Here is a 22028-nt window from a genome sequence, read left to right on the forward strand (position 1 = left end):
GCAATCGCGCCGCGATCCGAACCGCCGAGGCCCCGCCGATGCCCTGGATCCCGCACGTGATGATCCTCGACGACGACCCGAGGGTCCTGGAGTCGCTCGTCCCCGGGTTCGTCCAGGAGCTGGGGCGGGCGCTCTCGCAGAGCCGGGAGGTCGCCGGAGCGCTGCGCCGGGGGGCGGCGAAGGACGACGCGAGGGGGCCGGTGCGGATCAAGGTCACCGCCCACGGCTTCGAGAGCAACCGCCTGGAGGCCTATCGCTACCGGGCCCCCTTCGAGGCCCACCTGCACCTGGTCCGGGAGCGGGGGGGGACGTTCGACCTGGCGAGGAAGCTGCTGAACCAGCAGGCCTTCGCGGCCGTCGTCTCCGACCAGCGCTTCTCCGACGACGCCGGGGGCCGGCGGGCCGGGCAGTACTTCGTGGCCGAGGCGTCGCGGGTCCATCCCGAGATCCAGGGGCTGCTCTACTCCGCCTATCCCCGGCCCGAGGACTTCCCCAGCGACCGGTTCATCCGCAAGGGGGCCGGCGGCTCGAACGGGGCCGACGACCTGGCCGAGCAGGTGGTCCGGGCCATGGAGCGTCACCTGGCCGACCACGCCTGCCGGGCCTTCGCGCAGGAATTCGGGGACCGGGGGCTGGTCTACCAGTCGGACGCCTTCGGCGAGGTCGTCGCCCAGCTGTTCGACCTGGCCCGGCTGGTCGGCTCGGGGGACGCCGCGCCCGCCGCCCGGTCGAGGAGGCCCCTGCCCTGCCTGCTGATCGACGGCGAGAGCGGCACCGGCAAGCGGGGCCTGGCCGAGCTGTTCCACGCGGCCTCGGACCGCAGGTCGGCGCCGCTGGTCGTGGCCTCGTGCAGCGAGCTGACCAACGAGACGCTGCTCAGGAGCATCCTGTTCGGCCACAAGCGGGGGGCCTTCACGGATGCGAGGGAGGAGCGCCCGGGCCTGGTCTCCGCGGCGGGCAAGGGGGTGCTGCTGCTGGACGACGTGCATCGGCTCCCGGCGTCGTGCTCGGCGATCCTGCACTCGTTCCTGGAGGACGGCGAGTACGGCAAGCTGGGGGAGGAGGAGGTCCGCCGCCGGGCCGAATGCGCGGTGGTGCTCACCGTGGAGACGGGCCCCTGGCGGGAGCGGAGGCAGTCGGGCGAGCTGCCGGTGGCGTTCCTGGCCCGGGTCGAGCGGCTGCTGGTGATGGTCCCCCCCCTGAGGGCGAGGCCCGACGACATCGAGGCCCAGGCCCGATGGCTGACACGGACCCTCTCGGCCGAGCTGGGGGCGCAGGTGGAGCTGTCCGACGAGGCGGTGGGGCGGCTCCGCATCTTCCCCTTCAGCGAGAGCAACAGCCGGGAGCTGCGCAACGTCATCGAGCGGGCCGTCTACCGCCACTACCGGGAGGCCGACCAGCTCGAATGGGGGCACCTGGAGCCGTTCGTCTCGCCCGCCGACCGGGCCGCCACCGCCCCGGTCCCGTCGGCGCCGCCCTCGAGCCCGGGCCAGGCGGCCTCCCGGGCGACCCCGGCGCAGAACGACTGGCAGCGTCGGCTCCGGGCCCTGGCGGCGAAGATCCTGGCCAAGGGGGCGGACCTCGAACCGGGGCAGGCCGAGGCGGCGACCGACCTGCTGTTCGACGAGACCTTCCCCGCCGCCTGGGAGCCGATCCAGGCGAGCCGGCACGGCAGGGAAGGCAGCCCCCCCCTGCCCTTGCCGCTCTGGGAGGACCTCTGGCGCTGTTTCGCCGTCAGTTGGCTGGGGGGCCCGTCCCCGGCCGAGAAGGAGCTGGGGATCCCGGCCAACACGCTCCGTCAGTGGATCAACGACCGGGAGTCGCGCTGAGCCGGCCGGGGCGGCCGGCCCGGGTTCAGCCGGCGTGTTCGAGGCGGTCGTCGCGGGAGGCCGGCACCCGCATCGGCCGGTGAGGTCCCCGAGGGGCGGTGGGGGCGGGGGCGACCAGCCGGGCGATCGTCTCGGCGGCCCGGTCGGTGGCGCCGGGGGCGGCGAATCGGTCCCGCAGCGCGGCCAGCTCGTCCGAGACCCGGCGTCGCTCGGCCTCGTCCCCCAGCCAGTCGGTCGCGTGGCGGGCCATCTCGGCGGAGGCGTCGCCGGAGGTGGCGTACTCGGGCATCAGCTCCCGGCCGGCCAGCAGGTTGACGAGGGTGATGTAGCGGACCTGGAGCATCTTCCTCGCCAGCCGGAGGTGGGCGGCCCCCATCTTGTAGACGATCACCGTCGGCAGGGCCTCGGCCATCAGCTCCAGGCTGACGGAGCCGGAGACGGCCCAGCAAACGTCGGCCAGGCGGATCAGCTCCGGGGTCCGGGCGGCGTACAGCTCGATCGGCAGGCCGGCGGCGGCGGGCTCGGCGGCGAGCAGTTCGGCACACCGCGCGAGGCGACGGTCGTCCAGGCAGGCGACGACGAACCGGGCGTCGGACCGCCGGGGGGCGAGGGCCGCCGCGGCCCGGATCATCATCGGGAAGTTCCGCTCGACCTCCTGCATCCGGGAGCCGGGCAGCAACGCCACCACCCGGCCGGGCCGGGAGCGCTGCTCGGCCAGGAATTGCTCGTCGAGGACGCGGGTCGCCAGCTCGTCGAAGTAGGGGTGGCCGATGTAATGGGCCCCCTCGACGCCCCGTTCCCGGTACCAGTCGGCCTCGAACGGCAGGGCGCAGAGGACGTGGTCGACGAACTTCCGGACCTTCTCCACCCGCCAGCCGGCCCAGGCCCAGATCTGGGGGGGGACGAAGTAGAAGACGGGGATCCCGGCGGCCTTCGCCCTTCTGGCGAGCTGCCAGTTGAAGCCGGGGTAGTCGATCAGGACGACGGCGTCGGGCCGCTCCTCGGCGAAGTAGCGGTCCGCCCGCCGGAGCAGGCCGATGAAGACGTGGAGGTTGCGCAGGACGTGGGCGATCCACATCACCGCCAGGTCGACCAGGGGATAGAGGAGCGTGCCGCCCGCCTCGGCCATCCGGGGGCCGCCGAAGCCGACGAACTCGGCCGAGGGGATCCGCCGCCGGAGCGCGCGGATCAGGCTGGCGGCGTGCAGGTCGCCGCTCGGCTCGCCGCAGGAGATGAAGATCTTCATGGCGCGACGCTCGCCTCCGTGCCCTACCGGTCGGTCGCCGGGCCCGTCCCTGGGTCCCCGACGGAGGCTAGCAGAGGATCGGCCATCGGGGAAGGTCAGCCGGGGTCGGTTCGGCCGGTCACCCCCGGGCTCAGTCGCCGACCGGGTCGACGGCCTGCTCGCCGTCGGTCGCGTCAGGCTCGGGTTCGGAGCCGAGCCCGAGCTCGTGGATGCGGCGGTGCAGCCGGGTCCGGGAGATGTGGAGCTTCTTGGCGGCGAGCGACTTGTTGCCCCGGGCCAGCTTCAAGGCCCGCTCGATGAGCCGACGTTCGAGGCGTTCCAGGGTGGCGTCGAGCGGCAGGTGCTCCTCGGGGGTGGGCGGGGGGAGGTAGGCGGCCCCCAGGTGGCCCCGGATCGAGGCCGGCAGGTCGTCGGGGCCGATCAGGTCGTCGGAGGAGCGGTCGTGGGAGGCGTCGACCACCCGGGACAGCTCCCGGAGGTTCCCCGGCCAGTCGTACCGGACCAGGACCTCGACCGCCTCGGGGCGGAAGCCGACCCTCCGGGGCACGTCGCGCTGGTTGGACCGCTCCAAAAAGTGTTGAGCCAGCAACGGCAGCTCGTCCAGGCGTTCCCGGAGCGGGGAGAGCCGGATGACCATCGTCGTCAGGGCGAAGTAGAGGTCCGCCCTCAGGCGGTCGTCCCGGACCGCCGCCTCCGGGTCCCCCGAGGTGGTCGACAACAGCCGGACGCCCCGGGAGTCCGGGTCGGCGATCGCGACGGCGAGCCGGGCCTGGACGTCCCGGGGCAGGGCGAGGATCTCCCCGAGCAGCACCGTCGAGCCCTCGGGCGGGGCGAGGCGGGGGGCGTCCCCGCCGTCGGGCCGGGCGGACGGGGGGCCGAATAGCTCCCGGTCGACCAGCTCGGCGGGCAGGGCCGCGCAATCGATCACCAGCAGGGACGAGTCGGGCCGCCCCGACCGCTTCCGGATCGCCCGGGCCACCTGGCGCTTGCCCGAGCCGGGAGGGCCGAGGATCAGGGTCGGCGCGGGGCAGGCCGAGGCGGCCTCGACCTGGTCCAGCAGCCGGCGGTGGGCCGGACCCCGGCCGATCAGCGCCTCCAGGCCCAGGCGGTCGGCCAGCTGCTCCCGGACCCTCCAGAGCTCGGCCCGGAGCCGCATCGAGGGGGAATCCGGGGCGATCGGCGCCTGGTCGGCCGGACGGGCGACGCCCAGCAGGAACAGGGGACGGCCCTCGCGGTCGCGGTGGGGCCAGAACTCCAGGCGTCGCCAGGCCCGCTGGCCGTCGGGTCGCCGGATGAGGACGGTCGTCGACGCGGGGGCGCCGGCGACCGCCTCGGGGGGGGGCCGGAAGGCGTCGAGGAGGTCCGGGGGGACGCCGGGGGCGGCGTCGGCCTCGCGCCGGACGAACTCGGCGGCCGGGACTCCGGTGAGGTCCTCCCAGGCCGGGTTGACGTAGAGGACCCCGCCGGCCGGCCCGAGCAGGAAGACCGGCTCGGAGGACAGGTGGAGCAGGGTCTCGGGGCGTCTCGGGCCCGAGGGGCGGGCGGGGGCCATGGCGGACCGGCGGCGTCGAGGTGCGGGGCCCGATCGACCCGAGCCGACCTCGGCGGGCGTCGCCGCCCGAGGGCCGGGCCGGCGGGGTCGAGGGCCGGCGATCAGGATCGGGCGCGGGGCCCTCCGATGCAAGCGGCCACCCCCCGGACCGGGCGATCTGCCCGACGGGCCCGGGGGCGGGGGGGCCGGCTCATGCGAATCGGCTCCAGGACCAGACCACCTGGCCGAGGATCGGCCCGGACCCCTTGCCGAGGGCCGAGGGCTCCAGGGCCACCGTGGGCGATCCCGGCCCGGGGCGATTGGGCCGGAGGATCAGGTGTCGGCCGCTCAGTTCCAGCCAGCGGATCACCGCGCGGTCCTCGACCCGGGCCGCGACGATCCGGCCCTCCAGGCCGCCCGGCTCCCGGATCGAGCGGTCGATCGCCACGACGGATCCGACCGGCAGGATCGGGTGCATGGCGTCGTCCTCCACCCGGATGGCGACGGTGGCCGAGGGGCGGGGCAGCCACCCGTGATAGACGAAGATCGAGTCGATCGCCCGGATCGGGTTCGCCTCGGCGGCCAGGTCGTTCGGGTCGACCACGCCGATGGTGAGGAACTCCCCGGAGCCGGGCTGGCCGTCCATCGGCGGGGAGGGGGGCCGCTGCTCCAGCTTCTCCAGGCCGCGCCGGATCAGCTCCTGGGGGGTGAGGGTGGAGAGGACCTGGTCCTCCACGCCCCGGCGATAGCGGGGCCCCTCCCCCGAGAGGAGCCAGACCGGGTTGACGCCGGTCTGGTCAATAAAGGCGAGCAGCACCTCGGCCGGCACGGTGACGCCGGTCTCGTAGTTGTACCAGGTGCGGGCCGGGAGGTTGAGGCGTCGGGCCAGCTCGGGGCCGCCGTGTTCGCCGAACAACTCCTGGCGGATCTCCCGCAATCGGTGGGAGATAAGCGATTTGAGCTTGAGCCGACTATGCGAAGTTTTCTTTCGTGCCACGTGTTAACCCCGGAGGGGGGGCCTCCCGAAGCGTGCCGCTCGGGGCCGTCAGGGCGGCCAGAACGCGGCCCAAGAAAGGTAAAGGTGCGGGGACCGTGGACGCGTGTCAAGAGCCAAGCCGGGTGCCCCGGGGGCACCCCCGGGCTCGGGGAGGCCCGTCGACCGTCTTCGGCGACGGCTCGGACGATCTCGGGGGCCACGGTTCGCCCCCGTCGATTCCCCAATTTTTACCCGGGGTGGACCGTGCATCCATAGCACGGTCGCCCATTTTCTTCATGGATGTTGCCGCGACGCAATCCGGTTGTTCCCGGTTTAGCTGATAACACTCATCCACTCGTCCTGAATAAACGACGACGACGACGCCCCGTGACGTACGCCCGGCGACCGCCCATTAATCGCACTATTCTTTGCGGAAAAGGCGAATAACCGTGGACGCCCCCCCCCAGCGTGACCTACAATGGGGCTCGATGTCGACGACCCCGGTGTCCCGGGCAGGAGGCTCGAAGATGACGACGACCGGCCAGCCCGATCGCCGGGGGTTCGACCCCGAGGGCACGGACCGTCCCCTGCTGGACCTGATCCGCCGCCGGGGGCCGCTGACGATCGCCGAGATGGCCTCGGAGCTGGGGGTGACGGCCACGGCCGTCCGCAACCGGCTCTCCCGGCTCTGCGGCGCCGGGCTGGTGGGGCGTCGGGCGGAGCACGGCGGACGGGGCCGGCCGAAGTACGTCTACGAGGCCAGCCCCGAGGCCCATCGCCGCCTCGGCCAGAACTATGCCGACCTGGCGGTCGTACTCTGGGGGGAGGTGATGCGGAACGTGGGGGACCGCAAGGTGCGACGGGTCCTCTTCGCCCGGATCACCGACCGCCTGGCCGACCTCTACCGGGCCGAGGTCCGGGGGCTGGGCTGGCAGGAGCGGCTGGAACAGCTCGGCACCCTGCTGCACGGCCGGGGGATCGAGACCGAGGTCGCCCGGCGGGGGGACGCGATGCCCGTGCTGGAGCTGCATTCCTGCCCCTACTTCGAGCTGGCCGAGTCGGACCGGGACATCTGCTCCCTGGAGCGGAAGATGTTCGAGAAGGTCCTCGGCCGGTCGCTGAAGCTCAGCCAGTGCCGGCTCGACGGGCATCGTTCTTGCGACTTCGAGGCCAAGGCCGCCCGCCCACCCGCCGCCGACCCCACCCAGGCCCACGCCGGCTGACCCGGCCCGGGGCCCCGGCATCCGACCGACCCGGCGGCCGACCGCCGCCCCCCGCCCCGCCGACACCCCCGAGAACTGGACCGAGCCGGCCGGGCGGGACGCCCGACGGCGACGCACCCGAGACGAGAGTCACCGAGGCCCCCGAACGATGAGCAAAGTCCTCGAGATCAAGAACCTGCACGTGGCCATCGACGGCAAGGAGATCCTCAAGGGGGTCGACCTGACGATCCGGCAGGGCGAGGTCCATGCGCTGATGGGCCCCAACGGCTCGGGCAAGAGCACCTTGAGCTACGCCCTGATGGGCCACCCCAATTACGAGATCACCGGGGGCTCGGCCACCCTCGACGGCGTGGACCTGGCGGACCTGGAGGCCGACGAACGGGCCAAGGCCGGCCTCTTCCTGGCCTTCCAGTACCCGACCTCGATCCCCGGCGTGAGCGTGGCCAACTTCCTCCGCCACGCCGTCTCCAACGTCCGCAAGCCGGACCGCAAGGAGGGCGAGGAGCTGATCCCGATGCGCGAGTTCCGCAAGGAGCTGCGCGCCTCGATGGACGAGCTGGGCGTCGACCCCGACTTCGCCCGCCGGTACCTCAACGAGGGATTCTCCGGCGGCGAGAAGAAGCGGGCCGAGGTGCTCCAGCTGGCGATGCTCAAGCCCGCCTTCGCCATCCTCGACGAGACGGACAGCGGCCTGGACATCGACGCCGTGCGGATCGTCTCCGAGGGGGTGAATCGCGTGGCCGAGCGCCAGGGGACCGGCGTGCTGGTGATCACGCACTACCAGCGGATCCTGACCTACATCAAGCCCCAGTTCGTCCACATCCTCTTCGGCGGGCGGATCGTCGAGAACGGCGGCCCCGAGCTGGTCGACCTGCTCGAACGCGAGGGCTACGACTGGGTCCGGGCCAAATACCCCGAGGCCGCCCGGGACGAGGACGAGCTGGAGCAGCACTCCGGCGCCGCCGCCTCGGCCTTCTGAGGCCCCCGCCCGGCCCGCCCCGATCAGACACGCGCAGCCCGACGACCGAACACGCCCCCCCCCGATGCCGCCCGACGGCGGAGGACCTCCACGATGGCGACCGACCTCAATGCCCAGGTCAAGGGCATCAAGGACGAGTACAAGTACGGCTTCCGCGACTCGGACGCCAATTACAATTTCAAGAGCCAGCGGGGCCTGACCACGGAGACGGTCCACCAGATCTCCGAGATGAAGGGCGAGCCCGACTGGATGCGCCGGATCCGCCTGGAGGCCCTGGAGGTCTTCCGGCAGAAGCCGACCCCCACCTGGGGCGGGGCGCTCTCCGAGCTGAACTTCGACGACATCTACTACTACATGAAGGCCGCCGACCGGCAGGGCAAGTCCTGGGACGACGTGCCGGCCGACATCAAGCGGACCTTCGACAAGCTCGGCATCCCCGAGGCCGAGAAGAAGTTCCTCGCCGGGGTCGGCGCGCAGTACGAGTCTGAGGTCGTCTACCACAGCCTCCGCGAGGACCTCCAGAAGCTCGGCGTCATCTTCACCGACACCGACTCGGCGGTCCGCGAGTACCCGGACCTCGTCCGGGAGTACTTCGGCACGATCATCCCGCACGACGACAACAAGTTCGCCGCGCTCAACACGGCGGTCTGGTCGGGCGGGTCGTTCGTCTACATCCCGGCCGGGGTGAAGGTCGACATCCCGCTGCAGGCCTACTTCCGGATCAACGCCGAGAGCATGGGCCAGTTCGAGCGGACCCTGATGATCGTCGAGGAGGGGGCGCAGGTCCACTACGTCGAGGGCTGCACCGCCCCGATGTACACGACCGAGAGCCTGCATTCGGCCGTCGTGGAGATCCTCGTCAAGAAGGGGGCCCGTTGCCGGTACACGACCATCCAGAACTGGGCGAACAACATCTACAACCTCGTGACCAAGCGCGCCGTCGCCCACGAGGACGCCCTGATGGAGTGGGTCGACGGCAACCTCGGCAGCCGGCTGACCATGAAGTACCCGGCCGTCCACATGCGCGGCAAGGGGGCCCGCGGCGAGATCCTCTCGATCGCCTTCGCCGGCAAGGGCCAGCACCAGGACACCGGCGGCAAGGTGGTGCACGAGGCGCCCTATACCTCCAGCCGGATCATCTCCAAGTCGATCAGCAAGAATGGCGGGCGGTCCAGCTACCGGGGCCTGCTGAAGGTGATGGACGGGGCCAAGGGCTCGAAGTCCAACGTGGTCTGCGACGCGCTGATCCTCGACCCGATCAGCCGGTCGGACACGTACCCGTACATCGAGATCGACGAGGACGACGTCAAGATCGGCCACGAGGCCAGCGTCTCGAAGATCGGCGAGGAGCAGCTGTTCTACCTGATGAGCCGGGGGCTCTCGGAGGCCGAGGCCAGCACGCTGATCGTCTCCGGCTTCATCGAGCCGCTGGTCAAGGAGCTGCCGATGGAGTATGCCGTGGAGATGAACAAGCTGATCCAGCTCCAGATGGAAGGCTCCGTGGGCTGATCCCTCACCCCGAGGCGGCGGGCCGCCCTCACCGGGTCGGCCCGCCGGAAGGGGAACTCCCCGAGAGGTCGCCACGATGCTCCGCAAGATCGCCTCGAAGGTCGCCCAGTCGGCCTCGTTCTTCTCGAAGACGAGGACGCCGATCCCGCTCGTGCTCGACAGCTTCAAGCTGAAACGACGGCCGTTCGTGGCGGTCGACCGGGACGGGGTGAAGCTCCGGCTCGACCCCGGACGGGGCGACAGCTTCACGTTCTTCGAGATCCTGATCCGGCGAGACTACCTCCGAGACGGCATCGCGCTGGGGCCCGGGGACACCGTGGTCGACATCGGCGCGAACCTCGGCGCGTTCTCCGTCATCGCCGCCCGGGTCGTCGGGCCGACCGGGAGGGTGGTCGCCTTCGAGCCCAGCCCCGACGCCTTCGAGCGCCTCGCGGAGAACGTCGCCCTCAACGGGCTGGACAACGTCGAGGCCGTGCCCGAGGCCGTCGGCGGCGAGGCCGGCTCGGCGCAGTTGCTCGTCCACGGCAAGTCCGCCTACAACTCGCTCTTCGACGCGGTCGACGGCAGGAGTTCCGCCCACGAGCGGACGGTCTCGGTCACGGTCCGGACGCTGGAGCAGGCCCTCGACGCCAGGGGGATCGGCCGCGTCGACCTGCTGAAGCTCGATTGCGAGGGGGCCGAGTACGGCATCCTCGGGTCGCTTCCCCCCGGGCTGGCGCGCCGGATCAAGCAGGTCGCCATGGAAACCCACGAGATCCCCGGCCACTCCGCCGGCGAGCTGACCGACCGGCTCCGGGCCCTCGGCTTCGACGTCCAACCGACCTACCCCCTGGTCGCCTTCAATCGCGAGTTCCGCCCGGCCGAGCGCGCGACCGTCCCCTGACCCCAAGACGATCCTCGATGAGCAGCGCACCCATGACCCCCGCCCCCGGCGGCTTCACCGACGAGACCTTCGCCGCATTCCTCAAGGGCCGGGATGAGCCGAGCTGGCTGGCCGACCGCCGCCGGTCGGCCTTCGGGCGCTTCAAGGCCACCCCCCTGCCCACGCTCCGGGACGAGGAGTGGCGGCGGACCGACCTCCGGGCACTGAAGCTCGACCAGTTCGCCCCCCCCGCCCCCGCCGAGCCCTCCGAGGCGGCCCGGGCCGCCCTGGAGCCCGCCTACCGGGGGCTCGACTCGCTCTACGGGACGGGGATCGCCCTGGTCGACGGCCACGCCGCGCGGTCCCCCGACCCGTCGAAGCTCGGGGGGGCGGTCTTCGTCGACCTGGCCTCGGCGGTCCAGGAGCACGGCGAGCTGCTCAAGGACCTGCTGATGACCGAGGCGTTCCGGGACGACGCCGACGCCTTCGCCGCCCTGCACGCCGCCTGCTGGACCGGCGGCGCCCTGCTCTACGTGCCGAAGGGCGTGAAGGTGGAGACGCCGCTGTTCCACCTCGTCGGCCTGTCGGCGGAGGGGGGCGCGGACCTGAGTCACACCCTCGTCGTGCTGGAGGAAGGGGCCGAGGCGACGCTCGTCCAGGAGACGATCGGCCTCGATCGCGGCAAGGCGCCCGGGCTGCACGTCGGCGGGGTCGAGCTGATCCTCCGGCGGGGATCCCGCCTGCGGTTCGTCAACATCCAGAACTGGGACACCTCCACCTGGCACCTCAGCCGGGAGCGGGCGGTGGTCGGCCCGGACGCGGCGTTGCAGTGGACCGTCGGCGGCCTGGGCTCGAGGCTGGCGAAGGTGAACCAGGAGGTGGCGCTGGTCGGCCGGGGGGCGAGGGCCCAGGTCAACGGCGTGATGTTCCCCACGGGGAGGCAGAACCTCACCTACATCACCCGGCAAGACCACGTCGCCCCGAACACCACCAGCGACCTGCTCTACAAGGGCGGCCTGAAGGACAGGTCCCGGCTGGTCTGGCGGGGCATGATCAAGGTCGAACCAGACGCCCAGCACACCGACGCCTACCAGAAGAATGACAACCTCGTGCTCGACGCCGACGCCCGGGCCGACTCCATCCCGGGGTTGGAGATCGAGGCCAACGAGGTCCGCTGCACCCACGGCGCCACCGCCGGTCCGGTCGACCCCGAGATGGTCTTCTACGCCCGGTCCCGGGGGGTCGACGAGGCCACGGCCACCCGGCTGATCGTCGAGGGCTTCTTCGCCAACGTCTACGACCGGATCAGCGTCGAGCCGGTGCGGGAGGCCCTCGCCCTGGCCGTCGCCCAGAAGCTGGAGCTGGGCAGCGCGCCGACACTCGCCTCGGCCGAGGCCGCCGGCGTCTGAGCCGGCGACCTTCCCCGCGCGCCCGACCTCATCACCACCCGAGTCTCGATCGAGTTCAAGGATCCGCCCGCCATGTCCGACTACGCCCACCCCGAGGCCCTCGTCTCCGCCGACTGGGTCGAGCAGCACCGGGATGACCCCAAGGTCCGGATCGTCGAGAGCGACGAGGACGTGCTCCTCTATGACATGGGACACGTCCCCGGCGCCGTGAAGATCGACTGGCAGGGGGACCTCCAGGACCAGCTGATCCGGGACTACATCGACGCCGAGAAGTTCGCCGACATCTGCTCCCGGTCCGGGATCGCCGCCGACACCACCGTGGTCTTCTACGGCGACAAGTCGAACTGGTGGGCCTGCTACGCCTTCTGGGCCTTCAAGCTGTTCGGGCACGACGACTGCCGGATCATGAATGGCGGCCGCAAGCTCTGGCTCGACCAGGAACGCGAGCTGAGCAGGGACACCCCCAGCTACCCCCGCACCGACTACGTCGTGAAGGGCGCGGACGCGTCCAAGATCCGGATCTTCCGGGACGACGTGCTCGCCCACATGAAGGCCGGCAAGAAGATGATCGACGTCCGCAGCCCCGGCGAGTACACCGGGGAGCTGCTGCACATGCCCGACTATCCCCAGGAGGGCTCCCTCCGGGCCGGCCACATCCCCGGCGCCAAGAGCGTCCCCTGGACCCGGGCGGTCAACGAGGACGGCACCTTCAAGTCGGCCGACGAACTGAAGGCGATCTTCGAGGGGGAGTGCGGCCTCGATCAGTCCGACGAGGTGGTCGCCTACTGCCGGATCGGCGAGCGGTCGAGCCTCACCTGGTTCGTCCTGACCTACCTGCTCGGCTACCCGAAGGTCCGCAACTACGACGGCTCCTGGACCGAGTGGGGTAACCTCGTCGGCGTGCCGATCGCCAAGGGGAACGAGTAAGCCATCCCGAATCCGAGGAGGGCCGGCACCCATGCCTGCGCGGCCATCATTGGACAATGGTTATCTGTGGGTCTGCAACGCGGCGATGTCGTCGTCTCGGGCCCGTCGGATCGATCTCGGACTCGGCGAGCTTCGCTGCATCCTCCGGGTCCGGGACTTCACCGGTGCTCGGGACGCCCAGGGTCGGGGATTCCCGGTCCACGCCGCCACGACCGTCGAACTTTGGGTGCACCCCGACGACGATCAGGCGGCCCAGTCCATCCTGAACCAGGCGATGGCCGAGCCGTGAGCCGCCGGGCGACCGGGACGTTTCCCCGGGATCGCCCTCGGTGCTGCCCCCGGGCGTCTGGTCCCGACAGGCGTCCATGCAGTCCCTACCCGACCCGAGCCGACCTCGATCGACGGAGACCCCCGTGCCCGCCGCGCTCGACGAACTCGTCGAGGAGCTTCGAGACGCCGACCGCCAGGAACGCATCGAGCTCCTCATCGACCTGGCCAACGACCTGCCCCCGCTGCCCGACCGCCTCTCCCACCACAAGGACGAGGCGCACCGGGTGCCGGAATGTCAGTCGCCGGTCTTCCTGTTCCTGGAGCGCGAGGGGCCGAAGGTCCGGATCTTCGCCGAGGTGCCCCCGGAGGCGCCGACCGTCCGGGGGTTCGTCTGCCTGCTGGTCCAGGGGCTCGACGGGGCGACCGCGGCCGAGATCCTCGACGTGCCCAACGACCTGATCCAGCGGACCGGCATGGCCGAATTGCTCGGCATGCAGCGCGCCAGCGGCCTGGCCGGCGTGCTCCGACGCCTCAAGCTGATGGTGGCCCGGGCGGAATCCGACGACCCGGCCTCGAACTGAACCGAACCGAACCCCCGACGGCACCCCGCACCCATCCGCCCAGACCGGAGCCCTGCCCATGTCCGACGAGACCACGCCCCAGGCCGACCCGACGACCACTCCCGAAGCGACGCAGGGCCCCGACCAGGAGGACATCCTGACCGCGCTCAAGGCGGTGAAGGATCCGGAGATCGGCGTCAACATCGTCGACCTCGGGCTGATCTACGCCGTCCAGACCCGGGAGGGGGAGGTCGACGTGGAGATGACCCTCACCACCCCCGCCTGCCCGGCCGGCCCCCAGATCCTCGGCGAAGCGACGCAGGTGATCGAGTCGCTCCAAGGGGTCTCCAAGGCCAACGTGAAGCTCGTGATGAGCCCCCCCTGGTCTCCCGACCGGATGTCCGAGGACGCCCGGGACGAGCTGGGGATGTTCTGACCCATCCCTCCCCCGGGAGGCCAGGCGCAGCAGCAAACGCGGGGCGCGGCCCCGACCCTCGGCCGAGGGTCGGGGCCGCGCCCCGCGTCTCGTCGCAATCCGGGCCCGATCGGGCGGCGAGGGCTCAGCCCTTCTTCTTGCCGCCGGCGAACTTCCGCTTGCTCGGGTTCCGGGTGCCGAGGAGCTTGCGGCGGCGCCCCTTGGCCACCGGCGAGCTGTCGGCCCGCTTCCGCCACGCGTACGCCTTGCGGTGCTTCGTCTTCTTCTTCATGGCCGGGGTCCTGGGCTGGGTCGCCGCCCGGTCCGGTCGATCGGCCCGGGTCGTGAAGCGTCCCATTATGCCGGGAGGTCGCCGGGCCGATCAAGCCATCCTGGGCCGGGATTCCGGATCGGCCGTCCCCGAACCGATTCGGATTCGGAGGCTTGATTGCGGCGGGCGGACCTCGTACACTCGTAGTCGGCGGAGTGGACGGCCCCGGAAGCACCCGAGCGGAGGAGACGGCGTTGCGAGACTTCGAGAAGCCGATCGGCAGGGTGTGGCGGCGGTTGCGGTTCCAGCGGTTCCTGTCGAGCCTGGTCTGGTGCCTGGCCGGGGCGTTGCTGCTGGCGGGTGTCGGCATCGCGTTGGAGAAATTCTCGGTGCGGGCGATCCCGGGGGCCGACTGGATGCCGTTCGCGGTGGCCGGGGGGGCCGGGGTCGCGCTGGCGGGGCTGATCGCCCTGCTGAGCGGCCCGAGCCGGGTGGACGCCGCCGTGGCGATCGACCGCGCCTTCCACCTCAATGAGCGGCTCGGCACCGCGCTGACCCTGCCCGATCACCTCCGGGAGACGCCCGCCGGCCGGGCCTTGCTGGAGGACACGCGCAGGCACCTGTCCTCGATCGACGTGGCCTCGCGGTTCGGCCCCCGGCTGCCGAAGGCCGCCTGGCTGCCGCTGGTGACGGGGATGCTGGCCGTCGGCATCCTGTTCGTCCCCGAGCTGTCGCGGGCGACGGCCGATTCGAGGGCGGCGCTGGAGCCGGACCAGCTCGAAGAGATCGCCCGCCAGGCCGACGCCCTGAACAAGCGGATCGCCGAGGCCCGCAAGAAGCTCGACTCGTCCGAGTACGCGGAGAGCGACAAGCTGCTCGTCGAGATCGAGAAGGCCGCCGACGAGCTGGCCAAGGCCCCTCCCCAGGAGAAGGAGCAGGCCCTCATCAAGCTGAACAAGCTGACCAACGCGCTGGACGAGCGTCAGAAGCAGATCGGCGACTCCCAGCAGGTCAGCAAGAAGCTCCAGCAGCTCGACCAGATGACCTCCGACGGCCCCGCCGACGACTTCGCCCGGGAGCTGGCCAAGGGGGACTTCGCCCAGGCGGCCGAGAAGGTCAAGGAGCTGCGCGACAAGCTCCTCTCCGGCAAGATGACCGACCGGGAGAAGGAGGACCTCAAGCAGCAGCTCGCGGAGATGAAGGAGCAGCTCGAACAGCTCGCCAACCTCGACGAGCGGAAGAAGCAGCTGGAAGAGGCCAAGGAGCGGGGCGCCATCAGCCAGGAGCAGTTCGACCAGCAGATGGCCAAGCTCAACGACCAGGCCGAGGACCTGAAGAAGCTCCAGCAGCTCGCCGACCAGCTCGGCCAGGCCCAACAGCAGATGTCCCAGGGGGACATGCAGAAGGCCGCCCAGGCGCTGGGGATGAGCCAGGAACAGCTCCAGTCGATGGCCGACGACCTGGCCGAGCTGGAGATGCTCGACTCCGCGATGGCCGACATCCAGTCGGCCAAGGACGGCATGACCGGCGGCGACGGCCTGAACCAGATCGGCTCCCGGCTGGACGGCATGAACGCCTTCGGCCAGGGCATGGGCATGGGAGACGGCAGCGGCAACGGGCTCGGCCAGGGCCGGGGCCAGGGGGACCGCCCCATCGCCGCCGACAACACGAGCACCTTCAACACCAAGGTCAAGCAGCAGCTCGGCCCCGGCAAGGCGGTGCAGGAAGGCTTCGGGCCGCCCAACGCCCAGACCGTCGGCGAGAGCATCATCGAGGCCCAGGCCGCCATCGAGGCCAACTCCTCCGCACAGGCCGAGGCCCTCTCCAACCAGAAGGTCCCCCGGCACATCGAGCAGCACGTCCAGAACTACCTGGACACCTTCCGGGACGACGACTGACCCGTCACCGAGTTCCCCCTGATCGAGGGCCGGCCCGACCGGGGCCGGCCCGGGAGGATTGCATGTCCCGTCTCCTCCGCGTCGCCCGGACCCGGCTCGTCGACGAGGCCCTCGCCCTCCGGGTCGTCCAGCTCCTCTGTTTCGCGGCCGGTCCCCCGGTCCTGATCCTCGCGGCCCGCGCCCTGACGCGGTACGGGGCCTCGCCGGCCGAGCTCGTCATCGGCCTGCTCGCGGCATGCGCGGTGTGCCTGCTCTGCGTCATCCTCGGGGTCGTGCTGCCGCTGACGAGACGCTGATCCTCCCCCGACCCACGGGCACGCCGAGATGTCCACCCCCACGACCCTGATCGCGTCGGATCGGATCGGGCCCCCGATCGCCCGTTGGGTGGGGGCGGTCCTGGCCCTGTGCGCCGTCATGGCAGTCATGCAGGTCGACTGGATCAACCCGGCGACCGTCCGGGGCGCCCCCATCGGCCTGGTGATGGCGATCGTCTGGTGCGTCGGGCTGGCCATCTGGCTGCTCGGCGTCGTCCGCCGAGGCCGGTCGCGGTTTCAGCTCTGGATGATGGCCGGGGTGGTGGCGCTCTTCGCCCTCCACTTCGGCGCCGTTCGCGCCCTCGGCCCGTTCATCCCGACGGTGGTGGCGACGGGGTTCTTCTCGGCCGCGATGATCCGGTCGAGCCTGTCGCCGACGGAGCCCCGAGGGGCCCCGTACCGGGGCCGGGCATGCCGAGCGATCATGATGTCCGGCGCCCTGTTCCTGCTGGCCCACTCCCTCAGGATCATCGGCCAGGACGGGCTGATGGCGGCCGGCCTGATCGATTATCCCGCCCCCTGAACGCCCCGAGTCGGTGATCGCCGACCTGCCGGCGATCAGGGCGATTCCGGCGCCTCCTCGGTCCACTCCAGGGCGACCCGGAGCAGTCCCAGGTCATCCCGGTACTCCTTCTCCTTCTCCCGGCCGAGCTGGCGGAAGGCGAGGACGTTCTCCCCCTCGGAGAGCAGCCCGGGGGGGACCGGGATGCGGAGGCGGGACGGGGATCGGTTGGCGTCCTCGACGTGGCGGTTGAGGTCGTCGAACTCCTCGCCGTTGAGGGCGAGGGTCGTCTTGAGGAAGCCGTTGCGGAGGTCCTCCACGAAGCGGCCCCCGTCGTAGTCCCCCTCGACCTGGACGGCGTCGATCACCAGCGCGGCCGGGCGGTCGGGGAGGGTGTCCAGCGTGAAGGGGATCTCGTAGCGGTCGCCGTCCGGGAGCGGGGGGTCGAGCTCGGGCATGAGCTGGTCGCCCAGGTGTCGGGCGTGGGGGTCGAGGACGACCTGGCGAGCCCGGCCGAGGATCTCCAGGCGACGGAACCGGTCCCGGGGCACGGGGATCGTCCCCAGGTAGGGGACGGCCAGACGGATCTCCCCGTCATCCAGGCCGACGATCGCCCCCTCGACCCGATCGGGCCGGGAGTCCGGGTCGCCGACCTCCCACTCGGCCCGGGCGATCGGCCCGTCGACCGGCCCGGAAGGGAAGGGCTCGCGTCGGAAGTAGAGCCCGGCGACCTCGGACCAGGAGAAGTCGAGTTCCCGGTCGAGGACCAGCAGCCGCACCCGGTCCTCGTCGGCGGAGACGACCTCGCCCCAGACCTGGTCCCCGGAGACGAGCCGCAACTCGTCCTGCCCCGGCTCGACCTCGAAGCCGGAGGTCGGCTCGAAGGACCGGACGGCGAGCAGGTCGTCGACCCGGCCTTGCAGGCCGTTCGCGGGCTCGGCGTCCCGGGCGGGCTCGGACCGGAACCGGAGCGCGATCAGCGCCCCCCGCGGCCCGGCCCCCCGGCCGAGCTGGTCGCCGTCGATCGCCAGGAGGGTCCGGTCGGGCCCGAACCGGGCCGAGAGCCGATGCCAGCCCGGCTCCAGCACCAGGGGCTGCACCACGATCTCCGGCCCCCCCCGGGACTCGACCGAGGGGAACGGGTCGGCCCAGCCGAGCACCACCCGGGTGATCTCCTCGCCGAGGGGGCCGTCGAAGACGAGGTCGACGGACCAGCGGCGACCGGCCAGTTCGCGCCCTCCCCAGGTGAACGACAGTTCGACCCGGCCGGCCTCGATCGGCTCGGGGAGGCGGTAGCGGGCCTCCGCCTCGTCGGGGGAGATCGTCAACGCCCGGCCCTCGTCGCCCGGGGACGGGGCCGCCTCGACCCCGGTCCGGATCGACCACCGCTCGGCGTCGAGGTCCCCCTCGAACGACTCGGCCGCGACCCGGGCCTCTCCCGGGCGCTGGACCAGGGAGGAGACGCCCCGGCGATCGGCCGAGACTTCCCGGCCGTCGGGGCCTATCGCCAGCCGGACGGCCTCGCCGTCGATCGAGACGAGTCGGCCGGAGAGGCGCCGATCGAGCCCGGTCGAGAGGAGGAACGGGGGCGCCTCGACGGGCTTCCCGGCCGCCCCCCCGGGCCGGTCGGCATCGGGCCGGACCTCGAGCAGGCGCTCGACCGGGATCGGGTCGCCCCCCGTGCCGGGCTCGAAGGCGATCGGCCCGCCGTCGGGCGCGATCAGCCGGCCGGTCAGGCGACGACCGTCCCGGAGCTCGGCCACCTCGCCGCCCGGGGATCCGTCCTGCGTCGGAGGGGCCGACGCCCCGGCCGAGATCACCACCAGGCCCCAGGCGACGAGGCCGAACCTCGGCCGGGGGAGGGACGACGTCCGAGCTGTCACGGCTGACCTCCGGGACGATCACCGACGGGGCCCTCCCGATCGGGGAGGGTCGACCTCGTCGGATGGATGCGCCCCAGTCTATCCGGGTCCGCCCCCGGTGTCGGCGCCCGTCGGCGGGTCCTCGACCTCGGGCCCGACTCGCGATAGAACGGGCACGCGAGGCAATGCCGCGACCGTCCCACCCAGGAGCACGCGCCCATGAATGCCCGACGCAGATCGTCCCTCTCCTTCCCCCTGGCGGTGGCCCTCGGCCTCCTCGCCGCGTCATCGGGGAACGCCTCGGCGCAGGACGAGGCGGGGGCCGGGGCCGACGACGCCGACCGCCCGCTCCGGATCATCGTCTTCGGCGCCCACCCGGACGATTGCGAGCTGGAGGTGGCCGGCACCGCCGCCCGGTGGGCGAAGCTCGGCCACAAGGTGAAGTTCGTCAGCACGACCAACGGCGACATCGGCCACCACGAGATCGCCGGGGGCCCGCTGGCCCGCCGCAGGAAGGCCGAGGTCGAGCGCTGCGCCGAGATCCTCGGCATCGAGACCGAGGTGCTCGACATCCACGACGGCGAGATCCTGCCGACCCTGGAGAATCGCCGGACCATCACCCGGCTGATCCGGGAGTGGGAGGCCGACCTCGTCATCTCCCACCGGCCGAACGACTACCACCCCGACCACCGCTACACGGGCATCCTGGTGCAGGACGCCGCCTTCATGGTGATCGTCCCCTATTTCTGCCCGGACGTGCCCGCCCTGAGGAAGAACCCGGTGTTCATGTACACCGAGGACTCGTTCCAGAAGCCCAACCCGTTCGAGCCCGACGTGGTCGTGCCGATCGACCCGGTGCTCGACCAGAAGGTCGCCTGCATCGACGCCCTCGGGTCGCAGTTCTACGAGTGGAACCCCTGGCTGTTCGGCTACCTGGACGAGGTCCCCGACTCCCCCGAGGCCCGGATGGAGTGGACCCGGGAACGGGCCCTCAACCGCTACGGTGGCATCGCCGACCGTTACCGCGACACCCTGGCCGAGTGGGTCGGCGAAGACGCCGCCGCCGAGGTCGAGGCCGCGGAGGCGTTCGAGCTGTGCGAGTACGGCTCCCAGCCCTCCAAGGAGGAGCTGGCCCGGCTGTTCCCGTTCTTCGGGGGACAGGACTGATCCCCGAGAAGCAGGCGGCGGTCCCGATGGAGTCCGGGGGTCGAGCCGAGTACGATCGACCCCCGGTGCTTTCCGAGCCCGGAGGTGTCCGTCGACCCACCGAGGGCCGCCGTCGGGGGCCGAAACCGGTCCGGAGTGCACGCCCGAGATGATGAGGCAGGACGGGGCCCGACGCGACCTGACGCTCGTCGCCCTCGCCGGAGCGGCGGCCCTGCTGGCCCTGCTGGCGGGGCCGCTGCTGGCCGGCCGATTCTACCTATATGACGACCTGCTCACCTTTCACCTGCCGCTCCGCGTCTTCTACGCACGCTGCCTGGCGTCGGGGGACGACTTCCGCTGGTTCCCGGACTATTTCTGCGGGATGGACCTCCACGGCGAGGGCCAGATCGGGATGCTCCACCCGGCCCACCTGGTCCTGTACGGGCTACTGCCGGTCCGGGTCGCGCTGCCCGCGGAGTTCCTGCTCAACTACGTCGTACTGCTGGGCGGGATGGTGGCCTTCCTCCGGCGCCGGGTCGGCCCGTCGGCGGCGGTGGTCGGGGGGATGGTGTTCACCTTCTTCGGCTACAACATCCTCCACTTCATGCACCTCAATTCGGTCGCGGTGGCCGCCCACCTGCCCTGGAGCCTCTGGCTGATCGACCGGCTGTTCCGGGGGACGGGCCGGCCTGCGCTCGACGGCGCCGGGCTGGCACTGCTGACCGGCTCGGGGTTGCTGCTGGGGCACCCGCAGACGGCCTGGTACGTCAAGCTGGTCGAGGGGGCTTATGTCCTGTTCCTGGCCCTGGAGACGGGGCGATGGCGTCGTGTGGCGTGGTACGCCGGATCCGTCGGGATTGGCGTGTTGCTGGGAGGCGTCCAACTGCTGCCGACCTGGGAGGCGCTCGCCCTGTCGAGGCGGGCGACGCTGCCGGCCGGTTCGATCACGATGGGGTCGCTTCACCCGCTGAACCTGGTGCAGTTGGTGGCGCCCTATGTCTTCCTGGAACGCTACATGCCGAGCCACGGCGGCCAGGGGCTCGACCGCTTCGTGAGGATCCACGAGCTGGGCCTCTACCAGGGGGCGGCGGTGTCGGCATTGCTGGCATGGCTCGCCCTGAGGTGGCGCGCCCTGGACCCGCCCGCTCGGCGGCTGGCCCGGGGGGCGGCGCTCCTGGCGGTGATCAGCTTCCTGATGGCACTGGGCGACTACGGGCCGTTCGGCTGGGTGTTGGTGCATGCCCCGCTGATCCGATCCTTCCGGGTGCCGGCGCGATACCTCTTGCTGGTGCACCTGGCGGTGGCCGTCCTGGCGGCCCTGGCGGTCGACGACCTCGTCCGGGCGAATCGTGCCCCGAGGTCGGCCCGGTGGCTGGCGTTGGTCCCGGCGGCGGGGCTGGCCTGCTGGGTGGGGATCCGGGTCGTGGACCAACTCCGCCCGGGGCTCCTGCCGACGCTCGGGACGAACGCCCGGGTCGGGTTCAACCTGGGGCTGCTCGTCGCCTCGGCGGCCCTGGTGGCGCTGGCGGCCAGGAGGCCGAGGCTGGGACTCCTCGGGCTGATGCTGGTGATGGTGGCCGACTTCACCTCGTACGCGCTGTACTTCCACCTCTGGGACACCGTGCCCCCGCTCGCCCCGGCGCTGGACCCGAGGCCCGAGGTACCCCCGGTCGGCGAGGGGGACCGTCTGCACATCACGCTGCCCGAGCCGGGCGTGGCCTACCCGGGGCGTCGGGCGGAGTACCGATCGGGGCAGCTCAGCATGGCCGGCTACCGGCTGACCGACGGCTACGTCGCGCTCTTCCCCGCCCGTCGGCTCGATTACACCCGGGTCGAGGCCCAGCGCCTCGCGGGGGTCGCCTGGGCCTGGGACGACGACCGGGACGGCGGCTCCTGGGTCGCCGTGCCCGGGCCGATGCCCCGGGCCCGGGTCGAAGGCGAGGGCCCTCCCGCGCGGGTCGCCATCCGCCTCGACCGGCCTGGCCGCTTCGGGGCGGAGGTCGACGCGCCGGGGGGCGGGCGGTTCGTCTGGAACGAGGCGTTCCACCCCGGCTGGACCGCCGCCGTCGACGGCGAGCCCGCGACCGTCTCCCGGGCGGACTCGGACTTCATGGCCTGCCCCATCCCCCCCGGCCGGCATTCGGTCGCGTTCCGGTTCCGGCCGAGTTCGTTCCGGCTCGGCGCGGCGGCCTCGGGGGTCGGGCTGGCCCTGGTGGTCGCGGTTGTCCTCGCTCCCTCGGGGCACTCCTTCGCAGTCCGGCGCCGGACCCCTTAGAATCGGTGGTCTCGACCGACCGGC

20 protein-coding genes are annotated in these 22028 nt (G+C 71.8%); 15 read left to right on the forward strand and 5 right to left on the reverse strand.

Annotation, left to right across the window (positions count from 1 at the left end; genetic code table 11):
* Positions 1–38: 38 nt before the first annotated feature.
* Positions 39–1829, forward strand: a complete 1791-nt coding sequence (locus tag ElP_RS28160) for a sigma-54-dependent transcriptional regulator (RefSeq protein WP_197446445.1) — start codon at positions 39–41, stop codon at positions 1827–1829.
* A 25-nt stretch (positions 1830–1854) separates the two neighbouring features.
* Here the strand turns inward: ElP_RS28160 and lpxB are convergent, their stop codons facing one another.
* The 3 genes from lpxB to ElP_RS40805 all read right to left on the reverse strand — a co-directional run bounded on the left by lpxB (position 1855) and on the right by ElP_RS40805 (position 5603).
* On the reverse strand, positions 1855–3075 hold the full coding sequence (lpxB, locus tag ElP_RS28165) for a lipid-A-disaccharide synthase (RefSeq protein ID WP_145275892.1): 1221 nt from the start codon (positions 3073–3075) through the stop codon (positions 1855–1857).
* Positions 3076–3205: 130 nt separating this feature from the next.
* Positions 3206–4627 (reverse strand): sigma 54-interacting transcriptional regulator, encoded by a 1422-nt coding sequence (locus tag ElP_RS28170; protein ID WP_145275894.1) that lies wholly within the window; start codon positions 4625–4627, stop codon positions 3206–3208.
* Between the two features lie 190 nt (positions 4628–4817).
* Positions 4818–5603: a S24 family peptidase gene (locus ElP_RS40805; RefSeq protein WP_145275896.1), complete on the reverse strand. Its 786-nt coding sequence runs from the start codon at positions 5601–5603 to the stop codon at positions 4818–4820.
* Between the two features lie 506 nt (positions 5604–6109).
* On the opposite strand from ElP_RS40805, the gene ElP_RS28180 reads away from it, so the two are divergent.
* From ElP_RS28180 to ElP_RS28220, 9 genes are all read left to right on the forward strand, one after another.
* Positions 6110–6805 (forward strand): helix-turn-helix transcriptional regulator, encoded by a 696-nt coding sequence (locus ElP_RS28180; RefSeq protein WP_145275898.1) that lies wholly within the window; start codon positions 6110–6112, stop codon positions 6803–6805.
* A gap of 148 nt (positions 6806–6953) precedes the next feature.
* Complete coding sequence (gene sufC, locus ElP_RS28185) at positions 6954–7784, forward strand: Fe-S cluster assembly ATPase SufC (RefSeq protein WP_145275900.1); 831 nt, start codon at positions 6954–6956, stop codon at positions 7782–7784.
* A gap of 93 nt (positions 7785–7877) precedes the next feature.
* The gene (gene sufB, locus ElP_RS28190) at positions 7878–9293 is read left to right on the forward strand and encodes a Fe-S cluster assembly protein SufB (protein ID WP_145275902.1); all 1416 of its coding nucleotides are present in this window, start codon (positions 7878–7880) and stop codon (positions 9291–9293) included.
* A gap of 76 nt (positions 9294–9369) precedes the next feature.
* The gene (locus ElP_RS28195) at positions 9370–10176 is read left to right on the forward strand and encodes an FkbM family methyltransferase (protein ID WP_145275904.1); all 807 of its coding nucleotides are present in this window, start codon (positions 9370–9372) and stop codon (positions 10174–10176) included.
* Between the two features lie 17 nt (positions 10177–10193).
* On the forward strand, positions 10194–11564 hold the full coding sequence (sufD, locus tag ElP_RS28200) for a Fe-S cluster assembly protein SufD (RefSeq protein WP_145275906.1): 1371 nt from the start codon (positions 10194–10196) through the stop codon (positions 11562–11564).
* Positions 11565–11636: 72 nt separating this feature from the next.
* On the forward strand, positions 11637–12491 hold the full coding sequence (locus ElP_RS28205; protein ID WP_145275908.1) for a sulfurtransferase: 855 nt from the start codon (positions 11637–11639) through the stop codon (positions 12489–12491).
* Positions 12492–12522: 31 nt separating this feature from the next.
* A complete protein-coding gene (locus ElP_RS28210; protein ID WP_145275910.1) occupies positions 12523–12780 on the forward strand; it encodes a hypothetical protein in 258 nt (85 codons plus the stop codon).
* A 124-nt stretch (positions 12781–12904) separates the two neighbouring features.
* Positions 12905–13342 (forward strand): SufE family protein, encoded by a 438-nt coding sequence (locus ElP_RS28215; protein WP_145275912.1) that lies wholly within the window; start codon positions 12905–12907, stop codon positions 13340–13342.
* Positions 13343–13400: 58 nt separating this feature from the next.
* On the forward strand, positions 13401–13757 hold the full coding sequence (locus ElP_RS28220) for a metal-sulfur cluster assembly factor (protein ID WP_145275914.1): 357 nt from the start codon (positions 13401–13403) through the stop codon (positions 13755–13757).
* A gap of 124 nt (positions 13758–13881) precedes the next feature.
* On the opposite strand, the gene ElP_RS38830 is transcribed toward ElP_RS28220, so the two are convergent.
* Positions 13882–14028, reverse strand: coding sequence for a hypothetical protein (locus ElP_RS38830; protein WP_197446446.1), 147 nt, complete (start codon positions 14026–14028; stop codon positions 13882–13884).
* Positions 14029–14261: 233 nt separating this feature from the next.
* Here ElP_RS38830 and ElP_RS28225 point away from each other — a divergent pair, with 233 nt between their 5' ends.
* From ElP_RS28225 to ElP_RS28235, 3 genes are all read left to right on the forward strand, one after another.
* Complete coding sequence (locus ElP_RS28225; RefSeq protein WP_145275916.1) at positions 14262–15905, forward strand: DNA topoisomerase 2-like domain-containing protein; 1644 nt, start codon at positions 14262–14264, stop codon at positions 15903–15905.
* A 62-nt stretch (positions 15906–15967) separates the two neighbouring features.
* On the forward strand, positions 15968–16201 hold the full coding sequence (locus ElP_RS28230) for a hypothetical protein (RefSeq protein WP_145275918.1): 234 nt from the start codon (positions 15968–15970) through the stop codon (positions 16199–16201).
* A 28-nt stretch (positions 16202–16229) separates the two neighbouring features.
* A complete protein-coding gene (locus tag ElP_RS28235; protein WP_145275921.1) occupies positions 16230–16742 on the forward strand; it encodes a hypothetical protein in 513 nt (170 codons plus the stop codon).
* A 35-nt stretch (positions 16743–16777) separates the two neighbouring features.
* Here the strand turns inward: ElP_RS28235 and ElP_RS28240 are convergent, their stop codons facing one another.
* A complete protein-coding gene (locus tag ElP_RS28240; RefSeq protein WP_145275923.1) occupies positions 16778–18604 on the reverse strand; it encodes a hypothetical protein in 1827 nt (608 codons plus the stop codon).
* Between the two features lie 198 nt (positions 18605–18802).
* Here ElP_RS28240 and ElP_RS28245 point away from each other — a divergent pair, with 198 nt between their 5' ends.
* The gene (locus ElP_RS28245) at positions 18803–19750 is read left to right on the forward strand and encodes a PIG-L deacetylase family protein (RefSeq protein WP_145275925.1); all 948 of its coding nucleotides are present in this window, start codon (positions 18803–18805) and stop codon (positions 19748–19750) included.
* Positions 19751–19898: 148 nt separating this feature from the next.
* Positions 19899–22004 (forward strand): YfhO family protein, encoded by a 2106-nt coding sequence (locus tag ElP_RS28250; protein WP_145275927.1) that lies wholly within the window; start codon positions 19899–19901, stop codon positions 22002–22004.
* Positions 22005–22028: the final 24 nt, after the last annotated feature.

This window comes from Tautonia plasticadhaerens, from assembly GCF_007752535.1.
Taxonomy (GTDB): domain Bacteria; phylum Planctomycetota; class Planctomycetia; order Isosphaerales; family Isosphaeraceae; genus Tautonia; species Tautonia plasticadhaerens.

What these genes read in the sequence shown, in the direction of transcription:
- ElP_RS28210 (WP_145275910.1), top strand. Translation starts at nt 12,523, where the DNA reads ATGCCTGCGCGGCCATCATTGGACAATGGTTATCTGTGGGTCTGCAAC.
- ElP_RS28250 (WP_145275927.1), top strand. Translation starts at nt 19,899, where the DNA reads ATGATGAGGCAGGACGGGGCCCGACGCGACCTGACGCTCGTCGCCCTC.
- ElP_RS28205 (WP_145275908.1), top strand. Translation starts at nt 11,637, where the DNA reads ATGTCCGACTACGCCCACCCCGAGGCCCTCGTCTCCGCCGACTGGGTC.
- sufB (WP_145275902.1), top strand. Translation starts at nt 7,878, where the DNA reads ATGGCGACCGACCTCAATGCCCAGGTCAAGGGCATCAAGGACGAGTAC.
- sufC (WP_145275900.1), top strand. Translation starts at nt 6,954, where the DNA reads ATGAGCAAAGTCCTCGAGATCAAGAACCTGCACGTGGCCATCGACGGC.
- sufD (WP_145275906.1), top strand. Translation starts at nt 10,194, where the DNA reads ATGAGCAGCGCACCCATGACCCCCGCCCCCGGCGGCTTCACCGACGAG.
- ElP_RS28230 (WP_145275918.1), top strand. Translation starts at nt 15,968, where the DNA reads ATGTCCCGTCTCCTCCGCGTCGCCCGGACCCGGCTCGTCGACGAGGCC.
- ElP_RS28180 (WP_145275898.1), top strand. Translation starts at nt 6,110, where the DNA reads ATGACGACGACCGGCCAGCCCGATCGCCGGGGGTTCGACCCCGAGGGC.
- ElP_RS28245 (WP_145275925.1), top strand. Translation starts at nt 18,803, where the DNA reads ATGAATGCCCGACGCAGATCGTCCCTCTCCTTCCCCCTGGCGGTGGCC.
- ElP_RS28160 (WP_197446445.1), top strand. Translation starts at nt 39, where the DNA reads ATGCCCTGGATCCCGCACGTGATGATCCTCGACGACGACCCGAGGGTC.
- ElP_RS28220 (WP_145275914.1), top strand. Translation starts at nt 13,401, where the DNA reads ATGTCCGACGAGACCACGCCCCAGGCCGACCCGACGACCACTCCCGAA.
- lpxB (WP_145275892.1), bottom strand. Translation starts at nt 3,075, where the DNA reads ATGAAGATCTTCATCTCCTGCGGCGAGCCGAGCGGCGACCTGCACGCC.
- ElP_RS38830 (WP_197446446.1), bottom strand. Translation starts at nt 14,028, where the DNA reads ATGAAGAAGAAGACGAAGCACCGCAAGGCGTACGCGTGGCGGAAGCGG.
- ElP_RS28170 (WP_145275894.1), bottom strand. Translation starts at nt 4,627, where the DNA reads ATGGCCCCCGCCCGCCCCTCGGGCCCGAGACGCCCCGAGACCCTGCTC.
- ElP_RS28235 (WP_145275921.1), top strand. Translation starts at nt 16,230, where the DNA reads ATGTCCACCCCCACGACCCTGATCGCGTCGGATCGGATCGGGCCCCCG.
- ElP_RS28195 (WP_145275904.1), top strand. Translation starts at nt 9,370, where the DNA reads ATGCTCCGCAAGATCGCCTCGAAGGTCGCCCAGTCGGCCTCGTTCTTC.